Below are 8747 nucleotides of genomic sequence, written 5' to 3' on the forward strand. Positions count from 1 at the left end.
CCCCCCCCCCCCCCCCCCCCCCCCCCCCCCCCCACGGCCGTGAGCAGGGGGTGAACCTAGCGGCTCTCGCCGCCGAGGTGGTGTACCCGCACCATGTTGGTGGTGCCGGGGACGCCGGGCGGGGAGCCCGCCGTGATGATCATGGTGTCGCCGTCGTTGTAGCGCTTGAGCTTCAGCAGCTCGGCGTCGACGAGGTCGACCATGGCGTCGGTGTTCTCCACGTGCGGGACGACGAAGGTCTCGACGCCCCAGCTCAGGGTGAGCTGGTTGCAGGTGGAGGCGTCCGTGGTGAAGGCCAGGATCGGCTGGGCCGCGCGGTAGCGGGACAGGCGGCGGGCGGTGTCACCGGACTTGGTGAAGGCGACCAGCGACTTGGCGCCGAGGAAGTCGGCGATCTCGCAGGCCGCGCGGGCGACCGAGCCGCCCTGGGTGCGCGGCTTCTTGCCCGGGACCAGCGGCTGCAGGCCCTTGGAGAGGAGCTCCTCCTCGGCCGCCTCGACGATGCGCGACATCGTCTTGACGGTCTCGATCGGGTACGCGCCCACGCTGGACTCGGCGGAGAGCATGACCGCGTCGGCGCCGTCGAGGATGGCGTTGGCGACGTCGGAGGCCTCGGCGCGGGTCGGCCGCGAGTTGGTGATCATCGACTCCATCATCTGGGTCGCGACGATCACCGGCTTGGCGTTGCGGCGGCACATCTCGATGAGGCGCTTCTGCACCATCGGGACCTTCTCCAGCGGGTACTCCACCGCGAGGTCGCCACGGGCCACCATCACGCCGTCGAACGCCATGACGACGTCCTGCATGTTGGCGACGGCCTGCGGCTTCTCGACCTTGGCGATGACCGGGACCCGGCGGCCGACCTCGTCCATGACGCGGTGGACGTCGAGGACGTCCTTGGCGTCGCGGACGAAGGACAGCGCGACCATGTCGCAGCCCATGGCGAGGGCGAACTTCAGGTCCTCGACGTCCTTCTCGGACAGGGCCGGGACGTTCACCGCCGCGCCGGGCAGGTTGATGCCCTTGTGGTCGGAGATGACGCCGCCCTCGATGACGATGGTCCGCACGCGCGGGCCCTCGACCTCGGTGACCCGCAGCTCGACGTTGCCGTCGTTGATGAGGATCTGGTCGCCCTTGGAGACGTCGCCCGGCAGGCCCTTGTAGGTCGTGCCGCAGATGGTGCGGTCGCCCGGGACGTCCTCGGTCGTGATGGTGAACTCGTCGCCGCGCACCAGCTCCACCGGGCCGTCCGCGAAGGTCTCCAGGCGGATCTTGGGGCCCTGGAGGTCGGCGAGGACGCCGACCGCGCGGCCGGTCTCCTGCGCGGCCTTGCGGAGGCGGTGGTACCGCTCCTCGTGCTCCGCGTGGGTCCCGTGGCTCATGTTGAAGCGGGCCACGTTCATGCCGGCCTCGATCAGCGTCTTCAGCTGGTCGAAGGAGTCGACGGCGGGGCCCAGGGTGCAGACGATTTTGGAACGGCGCATGGGGCAGATCCTATCGGTTTGTTTCGGAGCGGAATATTCGAGCTGTGGGAACGACCGAGGGATGGCCGGCGATCAAGCGCTGACCAGGTCGTACGTCTGGGTGGCGATCTCCAGCTCCTCGTCGGTGGGCACGACCGCGACCGCGACGCGGGCGCCGTCGGGGGAGATCAGGCGCGGCTCGCCGGACCGGACGGCGTTGCGGCCGGCGTCCACGGCCAGGCCCAGCCCCTCCAGGCCGGCCACGGCGGCCTCGCGCACGGGCGCCGCGTTCTCGCCGACGCCGGCGGTGAAGGCCACGGCGTCGACCGTACCCAGGACCGCGTAGTAGGCGCCGATGTACTTCTTGAGCCGGTGCACGTAGATGTCGAACGCGAGCGCCGCCCGCTCGTCGCCCTCGTCGATGCGGCGGCGGATCTCGCGCATGTCGTTGTCGCCGCACAGGCCGATCAGGCCGCTCTTCTTGTTGAGCAGCGCGTCGATCTCGTCGGTGGACATCCCGGCGTTGCGGGACAGGTGCAGGATGACCGCCGGGTCCAGGTCGCCCGAACGGGTGCCCATGACCAGGCCCTCCAGCGGGGTCAGGCCCATGGAGGTGTCGACGCACCGGCCGCGCTCGACCGCCGAGGCCGAGGCGCCGTTGCCCAGGTGCAGGACGATGACGTTGACCTCGGAGGGGTCCTTGCCCAGCAGCTTCGCGGTCTCGCGCGAGACGTAGGCGTGCGAGGTGCCGTGGAAGCCGTAGCGGCGCACCATGTGGGCGTCGGCCGTTGCCACGTCGATGGCGTAGCGGGCGGCGGCCTCCGGCATCGTGGTGTGGAAGGCGGTGTCGAAGACGGCGACCTGCGGCAGGTCGGGGCGCAGCGCCTGCGCCGTGCGGATGCCCGTGACGTTGGCCGGGTTGTGCAGCGGGGCGACCGGCACGAGCCGCTCGATCTCCGCCAGCACCTCGCCGGTGATCACGGTGGGGGCGGTGAACTTCTGGCCGCCGTGCACCACCCGGTGGCCGATCGCGGCGAGCTCCGGCGAGTCCAGGCCCAGCCCGTCCGCGGCCAGCTCCGCGGCGACCGCCTGCAGCGCCGCCTCGTGGTCGGCGATCGGCGCCTCCTGCTCGCGCTTGGCGCCGCCCGTGGCGAGCGGGGTGTGCGCGAGGCGGGAGGTCTCCTCGCCGATGCGCTCGACCAGGCCCACGGCCAGCCGGGCGCCGTCGGCCATGTCGAGCAGCTGGTACTTGACCGAGGAGGAGCCGGAGTTGAGGACGAGGACTCGGGTGGGGTTGGCAGTCATGAACGCTTTCCGGGTTGTGGGGGTCTCGGGGGGCTGGGTCTCGGACGTCGGTGGGGGACGGCCGTACGGGACCGGGCGCCGGTCCCGTACGGCCTACGGGCGTCAGACGGCGGGCGCGCCCGGCGCGGTTCCGTTCCCGGCCTCGCCCTGGGCCTGGATCGCGGAGATCGCGACCGTGGTCACGATGTCCTGCACCAGCGCGCCGCGGGAGAGGTCGTTGACGGGCTTGCGCAGGCCCTGCAGGACCGGGCCGACGGCCACGGCGCCGGCCGAGCGCTGGACGGCCTTGTAGGTGTTGTTGCCGGTGTTGAGGTCGGGGAAGATCAGCACGGTGGCCCTGCCCGCGACCTCCGAGCCGGGCAGCTTGGTCCTGGCGACCGCGGCGTCCACGGCGGCGTCGTACTGGATCGGGCCCTCGACCTTGAGGTCCGGGCGGCGCTCGCGGACGATCTCGGTGGCCTTGCGCACCTTGTCGACGTCCGCGCCGGAGCCGGAGGTGCCGGTGGAGTACGACAGCATCGCGATCCGCGGCTCGACGCCGAACTGGGCGGCGGTCGCCGCGGACTGGATCGCGATGTCCGCGAGCTGCTCGGCGTTCGGGTCGGGGTTGACCGCGCAGTCGCCGTAGACCAGCACCCGGTCGGCCAGGCACATGAAGAAGACCGAGGAGACGATCTGCGCGCCCGGTGCGGTCTTGATGATCTCGAAGGCCGGGCGGATGGTGGCGGCGGTGGAGTGCACCGCGCCGGAGACCATGCCGTCGGCCAGGCCCTCCTGGACCATCAGGGTGCCGAAGTAGGAGACGTCCGTGACCACGTCGTGCGCGAGCTCGACGGTCATGCCCTTGTGGGCGCGGGCCCTGGCGTAGATCTCGGCGAAGCGCTCGCGCAGCGGGGAGGTCTGCGGGTCGATGATCTGCGCCGCGGCCAGGTCGATGCCCAGCTCGCCCGCGCGCTTGCGGATCGCGCCCTCCTCGCCCAGGAGAGTGAGGTCGCAGATGTCGCGGCGCAGCACCACGTCCGCGGCGCGCAGCACGCGCTCCTCCGTGCCCTCGGGCAGGACGATGCGGCGGCGGGCCGAGCGGGAGCGCTCGATCAGCTCGTGCTCGAACATCATCGGGGTGACGCGGCTGGAGCGGGCCACGGCGATGCGGTTCGTCAGCTCCGCGGTGTCCACGTGCCGCTCGAACAGGCCGAGGGCCGTCTCCGCCTTGCGCGGCGAGAACGCGTCCAGCTTGCCCTCGATCGCGAACAGCTCGGCCGCGGTCGGGAAGGAGCCGCCCGGCACCGAGACGACCGGGGTGCCCGGGGCCAGCCGGCCGGCCAGCGCCAGGATGTCCGGGCCCGGCTTCTCGTCCAGGGTCAGCAGCACGCCGGCTATCGGCGGGGCGCCGGCGCTGTGCGCGGCGAGGGCGCCGACGATCAGGTCCACCCGGTCGCCGGGGGTCACGACCAGGCAGCCCTCGGTCAGGGCGGGCAGGAAGACCGGCAGCATGGCGCCGCCGAAGACGAAGTCCTTGGCGTCGCGGGCCAGGCCCGCGTCGTCGCCGAGCAGCACCTCGGCGTTCAGCTTGCGGACGATCTGCGCCACGGTCGGCGCGGAGAGCCCGGCCTCCTCGGGGAGGGCGTAGCAGGGGACGGGCAGGCTCGCCGACAGGCGCTCGGCGACGGCCTCGCGGTCGGCCGGGGCGACCCGGTTGACGACCAGGGCGACGACGTCGCAGCCCAGGGCCTCGTAGGCGCGGTAGGCGTTGCGCGCCTCGGCCCGCACGGACTCGGCCGTCTGGTCCTGGCCGCCGACGACCGTGATCACCGAGGCGCCGAACTCGTTGGCGAGGCGGGCGTTGAGGGCGAGCTCGTCGGGGAGCGTGGAGCCGACGTAGTCGGTGCCGAGCACCAGCACGTACTCGTAGTCGCGGGCGACCGCGTGGAAGCGCTCGACCAGCCGCGAGACGAGCTCGTCCGTGCCGCGCTCGGCCTGCAGCGCGGAGGCCTCCTCGTAGCTCATGCCGTGGCCGGACCCGGCGGACTGCCCCAGGCGGTAGCGGGACCGCAGCAGGTCGAAGAGGCGGTCCGGCCCGTCGCCGTGGACGAGCGGGCGGAACACGCCCACCCGGTCCACCTGACGGGTGAGGAGCTCCATGACTCCCAGCTCGATGACCTGGCGCCCGTCGCCCCGGTCGGTCCCGGTCACGTACACGCTGCGCGTCACGCGTGCTCTCCTTGCTCCATCGCCGTGTTCTTCGGTGTTTCTTCGCCGTGTGCTTCGGCTTAAAAATTACCCGTTATGGTGGGCTTGACCTCTTGACAATACCTGCGCCCCTGGCTAAGGCGCGCGTCAGCAAGGCGTCAGGGCCCGCAGGGGCGGAGGCCGGGACCGGCGCGGCCCGGGGTGCGCCGCTACCCATCGGACCGTGAAACAATCGGCACGGCTCACATGTACCATCCCCTTACCTTCGGTAGGGGGGACCCCAGAGCAGGAGACACAGCACGCGATGCGCATCGGAGTTCTCACCGCAGGCGGCGACTGCCCCGGCCTGAACGCTGTTATCCGCTCGGTGGTGCACCGCGCGGTCGTCGGCCATGGTGACGAGGTCATCGGCTTCGAGGACGGCTTCAAGGGCCTGCTCGACGGACGGCACCGCAAGCTCGACCTGGAAGCGGTCAGCGGCATCCTCGCCCGTGGCGGCACCATCCTCGGCTCCTCCCGCCTGGAGCGGGCCCGGCTGCGCGAGGCCTGCGAGAGCTCCAAGGAGCTCGCCCGCGAGTACGGCATCGACGTGCTCATCCCGATCGGCGGCGAGGGCACGCTGACCGCGGCCCGGATGCTGTCGGACGCGGGCCTGCCCGTCGTCGGCGTCCCCAAGACCATCGACAACGACATCTCCTCCACGGACCGCACCTTCGGCTTCGACACCGCCGTCGGCGTGGCCACCGAGGCGATCGACCGCCTCAAGACCACCGCCGAGTCCCACCAGCGGGTGATGGTCGTCGAGGTCATGGGCCGCCATGCGGGCTGGATCGCCCTGGAGTCCGGCATGGCCGGCGGCGCCCACGGCATCTGCCTCCCCGAGCGGGCCTTCGAGGTCGACGGCCTCGTGAAGATGGTCGAGGAGCGCTTCGCCCGGGGCAAGAAGTTCGCCGTCATCTGTGTCGCCGAGGGCGCGCACCCCGCCGAGGGCTCGATGGAATACGCCAAGGGCGCCATAGACCAGTTCGGCCACGAGCGCTTCGCCGGCATCGGCACCAAGCTCGCCGCCGAGCTGGAGAAGCGCCTGGGCAAGGAGGCCCGCCCGGTCATCCTCGGCCACGTCCAGCGCGGCGGCACGCCCACGGCGTACGACCGTGTCCTCGCCACCCGCTTCGGCTGGCACGCCGTCGAGGCCGCCCACCGCGGCGACTTCGGCAAGATGACGGCCCTGAAGGGCACCGACATCAAGATGGTGCCGATCGCCGACGCCGTCACCGAGCTCAAGCGCGTGCCGGCGAACCGGATGGACGAGGCGGAGTCGGTCTTCTAGACCTTCCGCCCCCTCGTCCCCCACGAGGTTCTTCCTACGAGGCCCTCGCCGACCTGGTCGGCGAGGGCCTCGTGGCTTTTGGTGAGGCATACCACGCTTTGGCTGATGTGCCGGAAATCTTCCGGTCGTGTGAGGCATGTGCGTGAGGTTCTCCTGTGTTGCCCGGGTTTCGCGCCGCCTCTTTCCGGAAGGGCCTTTTATTAATACGGCCTCATATTGGCTGTATCTCGCCACATGTCCGGCTCTTCCCGAAGATCTGTTACGTTCATGATCATCTACGCCGGTCGGGGGTCGGGGGAGCTCGACGAGCTGGACCTCCTGGTCGGAAGGAACGTTTCTTCTGAAGGGGGACCCGGGTGTCCGACCTCACCCGCCGCCGCATGCTCGGCCGTACCGCCGCCGCTGCCGCCGGAATCGTGCTCGCAGGACCGGCCGCGCAGGCCCTCGCCGCCGAGAGCGGGCACGACCACCACGGCCACGAGGGCGGTGGCCACCAGCCGTTCGACGAGATCTACGAGGGCCGTCGCATCGAGGGCCGGCTCACCTCCGGCAGCGGCGGCCACCACGACTTCGGCATCGCCGTCTTCGTCGACGGCCGCCCGCTGCACATCATGCCGCGCGGCAACGGCTGGATCAGCGTGATGAACCACTACGAGGTGTTCGCGTCGCCGTACGAGGTGACCCGCGCCGCCGTGCGCGCGCTGCGCGGCGCCAACCTCGTCTGATCCGTCTGATCCGGCTCATCTGTCCGATCCGGCTGATCCCGATTCCGTAAAGGGCCACATTCTCATGGCAGTTCGCAAGAACCAGGCAAAGCTCACCAAGGCCGAGCGGCGCGACTTCGTGGAGGCGCTGCTGGAGCTCAAGCGCCGCGGCGGCTACGACAAGTACGTCGAGATCCACGACCGCTTCGTGATGAGCGACCTGGACGACCAGGAGCGCACCGGTCACGTCTCGCCGTCGTTCCTGCCCTGGCACCGGCAGTTCCTGCTCGACTTCGAGCGGGACCTGCAGTCCGTCAACCCGGCCGTCACGCTCCCGTACTGGGACTTCACCGTCAACCGCTCGCTGTCCGACCCGGTCTTCGCCCCGGACTTCCTCGGCGGCAACGGGCGCGAGCGCGACGCCCAGGTCATGGACGGCCCGTTCGCGTACAGCGGCGGCCGCTGGCCGATCTACTTCAAGGCTGACGAACGCCCCTTCCTGATGCGGGAGATGGGCCGCAGCAAGACCACGCCCCAGCTGCCCACGGCCGCCACGGTCGAGGCCGCGCTGGCCGCCCCGTACTACGACGAGGCGCCCTGGAACTCCACCTCCAAGGCCGGCTTCCGCAACCTCGTCGAGGGCTGGGCGAACGGCAACACCGGCCCGCACAACACCGTGCACCGCTGGGTCGGCGGCCACATGAACACCGGCATGTCGCCCAACGACCCGGTGTTCTGGCTGCTGCACTGCTTCATCGACAAGCTGTGGTCCGACTGGCAGCGCCGCCACCCGAAGGCGCCCGCCTACCTGCCGGTCGAGCCGGTCAAGGACATCGTCGCCCTCAACGAGCCCATGAAGCCGTGGAGCGAGAAGGGGCAGCGGGTCACCCCCGCCGACATGATCGACCACAGGAAGTTCTACGCGTACGACACCGACGCCGCGTAAGCGACGGCCCGGGGGAGAGGGGGAGGCGGGGGCGGGCCGGGGCATCCGGTCCGCCCCCGGCGCTACCCCGCGTCCCGCAGCTTCCGCAGGATCCGCTCCAGGGCGCGGTCCAGGGCCGCTCGCCCGCCTCCGTCAGCACGGCGGGCGCGGCCCGGCGGTCGTCCGGGTCCGGGTCCCGGTGGATCAGCCCCGCCTCCTCCATCCGGTCCGCGAGCCGGGTGAAGCCGCCGGAGCTGCCGCGCGGCGGGCAGCCACCTGCTCTTCGTCGGCGGCGCCGAGGAGTGGAAGCCCGAGGCGTCCGCGCACGTCGAACTGCTCGACGCGCTCCGCGCCCTGTCGGCGGACGTCGACCGGACCTTCGTCAGCCCTCCGAGCTCTTCCTGCCCGGCGAGCGCACGGGCACCTTCCGCCTCGGCGGCGACGACCTGCCGGCCGGCGCCGACGGCACGTCGAGCATTTCCGCCGAGGGCTACGCGGTCGCGCTCCTGAACGAGATCGAGACGCCGCGGCACCGCCGCCAGCGCTTCACGGTCGGCTGCTGAGCCGCCGGCGGGCGGGCGGGGGCGAGGTCCCGGAGGGGAGGCCTCGCCCCCTTTCGTCACGGCTACCCCGCGAGCGGTGTACAGCGGGGCAGTGAGGGGGTGGGTGCCGGGGCGGGGGGCCGGGGCCGGGGGTTGAGATCCGTGGGTTGGGTGCGGGTCAGAGCAGGCTGGCAGCGGGGGGAGGGGTGGGGGCTCGGGTCCGGTGGCTTGGCGGTGCGGCCGGTGGGAGGCTGGGCGCCGTACTCGCGCCGTCACGGATGCGGGTGC

The 8747-nt window shown here is 71.5% G+C and carries 8 protein-coding genes; 4 read left to right on the top strand and 4 right to left on the bottom strand.

Annotation, left to right across the window (positions count from 1 at the left end; genetic code table 11):
• Positions 1-56: 56 nt before the first annotated feature.
• From pyk to pta, 3 genes are all read right to left on the bottom strand, one after another.
• Positions 57-1484 (bottom strand): pyruvate kinase, encoded by a 1428-nt coding sequence (pyk, locus tag V7793_RS27970; protein WP_336011362.1) that lies wholly within the window; start codon positions 1482-1484, stop codon positions 57-59.
• A gap of 72 nt (positions 1485-1556) precedes the next feature.
• Positions 1557-2768 carry an acetate kinase gene (locus V7793_RS27975; RefSeq protein WP_336011365.1) on the bottom strand — a complete coding sequence of 404 codons (1212 nt, stop codon included), beginning with the start codon at positions 2766-2768 and terminating at the stop codon, positions 1557-1559.
• A gap of 102 nt (positions 2769-2870) precedes the next feature.
• On the bottom strand, positions 2871-4979 hold the full coding sequence (gene pta, locus V7793_RS27980; RefSeq protein ID WP_336011367.1) for a phosphate acetyltransferase: 2109 nt from the start codon (positions 4977-4979) through the stop codon (positions 2871-2873).
• Between the two features lie 283 nt (positions 4980-5262).
• Between pta and V7793_RS27985 the strand changes: the two genes are divergently transcribed.
• The 3 genes from V7793_RS27985 to V7793_RS27995 all read left to right on the top strand — a co-directional run bounded on the left by V7793_RS27985 (position 5263) and on the right by V7793_RS27995 (position 7938).
• The gene (locus V7793_RS27985; RefSeq protein WP_336011370.1) at positions 5263-6288 is read left to right on the top strand and encodes an ATP-dependent 6-phosphofructokinase; all 1026 of its coding nucleotides are present in this window, start codon (positions 5263-5265) and stop codon (positions 6286-6288) included.
• 356 nt (positions 6289-6644) lie between these two features.
• The gene (melC1, locus tag V7793_RS27990; protein WP_336011374.1) at positions 6645-7013 is read left to right on the top strand and encodes an apotyrosinase chaperone MelC1; all 369 of its coding nucleotides are present in this window, start codon (positions 6645-6647) and stop codon (positions 7011-7013) included.
• Between the two features lie 64 nt (positions 7014-7077).
• Positions 7078-7938 (top strand): tyrosinase family protein, encoded by an 861-nt coding sequence (locus V7793_RS27995; RefSeq protein WP_336011376.1) that lies wholly within the window; start codon positions 7078-7080, stop codon positions 7936-7938.
• On the opposite strand, the gene V7793_RS28000 is transcribed toward V7793_RS27995, so the two are convergent.
• A complete protein-coding gene (locus tag V7793_RS28000) occupies positions 7877-8140 on the bottom strand; it encodes a hypothetical protein (protein WP_336011379.1) in 264 nt (87 codons plus the stop codon). The two genes, V7793_RS27995 and V7793_RS28000, sit on opposite strands and share 62 nt — an antisense overlap.
• Before the next feature lie 79 nt (positions 8141-8219).
• Between V7793_RS28000 and V7793_RS28005 the strand changes: the two genes are divergently transcribed.
• Positions 8220-8480 carry a hypothetical protein gene (locus tag V7793_RS28005; protein WP_336011382.1) on the top strand — a complete coding sequence of 87 codons (261 nt, stop codon included), beginning with the start codon at positions 8220-8222 and terminating at the stop codon, positions 8478-8480.
• The last annotated feature ends 267 nt before the right edge of the window (positions 8481-8747 follow it).

The sequence above is a fragment of the Streptomyces sp. KLMMK genome (assembly GCF_036961605.1).
GTDB classification, from domain to species: domain Bacteria; phylum Actinomycetota; class Actinomycetes; order Streptomycetales; family Streptomycetaceae; genus Streptomyces; species Streptomyces telluris.

Excerpts from the sequence above, each read along its gene's own strand:
- V7793_RS27985 (WP_336011370.1), top strand. The coding sequence starts at position 5,263 with ATGCGCATCGGAGTTCTCACCGCAGGCGGCGACTGCCCCGGCCTGAAC.
- V7793_RS27975 (WP_336011365.1), bottom strand. The coding sequence starts at position 2,768 with ATGACTGCCAACCCCACCCGAGTCCTCGTCCTCAACTCCGGCTCCTCC.
- pyk (WP_336011362.1), bottom strand. The coding sequence starts at position 1,484 with ATGCGCCGTTCCAAAATCGTCTGCACCCTGGGCCCCGCCGTCGACTCC.
- V7793_RS28000 (WP_336011379.1), bottom strand. The coding sequence starts at position 8,140 with ATGGAGGAGGCGGGGCTGATCCACCGGGACCCGGACCCGGACGACCGC.
- V7793_RS27995 (WP_336011376.1), top strand. The coding sequence starts at position 7,078 with ATGGCAGTTCGCAAGAACCAGGCAAAGCTCACCAAGGCCGAGCGGCGC.